Source organism: Marinobacter goseongensis, assembly GCF_023156235.1.
In the GTDB taxonomy this organism is placed as follows: Bacteria; Pseudomonadota; Gammaproteobacteria; order Pseudomonadales; family Oleiphilaceae; genus Marinobacter; species Marinobacter goseongensis.
The window spans coordinates 1-817 of the sequence record NZ_JAKZAI010000083.1 but is presented as its reverse complement, the minus strand read 5'-3'; the positions used below and the strand labels follow the sequence as shown (position 1 = coordinate 817).

At 52.1% G+C, this 817-nt stretch carries 2 protein-coding genes; both read left to right on the top strand.

Annotated features, from left to right (window positions below; translation table 11 throughout):
• Window positions 1–92: 92 nt before the first annotated feature.
• Window positions 93–656, top strand: a complete 564-nt coding sequence (locus MLC70_RS18440; RefSeq protein ID WP_011783795.1) for a recombinase family protein — start codon at window positions 93–95, stop codon at window positions 654–656.
• A 42-nt stretch (window positions 657–698) separates the two neighbouring features.
• Window positions 699–817, top strand: a 119-nt coding sequence (locus MLC70_RS18435) for a type I restriction-modification system subunit M N-terminal domain-containing protein (protein ID WP_248186009.1), incomplete at its 3' end; no start/stop codon positions are given.

The following is an 817-nucleotide window of genomic DNA, read 5'->3' as shown; positions in this document are numbered from 1 at the left end:
GCCTAGCCCCTTCGTACGAAAACCTGCAATTTTTTGTTGTTTTGTGTCCAGAAATCACGTACAAAAAACTATGATTAGAAAAGGTGCGTTTAATGATCATAGGCTATGCGCGTGTCAGTACCCAGGATCAGAATCCTGAGTTCCAGGTGGATGCCCTGGAAAAAGCTGGGTGTGAGCAAATCTTTCAGGAAAAATTTACCGGTAAGCTGCGTGAGCGACCTGAGTTGTCGCAGTGCCTTCGTACCCTCCGAAAAGGGGACATTCTCGTCGTCTGGAAGCTGGATCGGCTGGCACGCTCACTGAAGGACCTGGTTGAGATCGTTCAGGATCTGAATGATCGAGAAGTTGGCTTCAAATCGCTTACCGAAGCAATCGACACAACCAGCTCAGGCGGACGCCTGGTGTTCCATATCTTCGGCGCATTGGCTGAGTTCGAGCATGATCTGATTAGAGAGCGCACAAAGGCTGGTCTTGAGGCAGCTAGGGCAAGGGGGCGCAAAGGCGGCCGGAAACCATCTATGTCTGATTCGGACGTCCGTAAAGCAGCGGCCATGCTCTCCGACCCTCAAATCACGAAAACAGAAGTTGCGGCTCACTTCGGTGTGACTCGAACGACGTTGAACGCCTCACTTAAAAGAATTGGATTGGCTGCCTGAGATAGTCGCAGCCCGACAACATGCTGTAATGGAGCTCCACGGATGACCGACGACCAAACCAACCACTCCCAAACCGCCGCTTTTATCTGGTCGGTTGCCGACCTTCTGCGCGGTGATTTCAAGCAGAGCCAGTATGGGCGCGTGATTCTGCCGTTTACCCT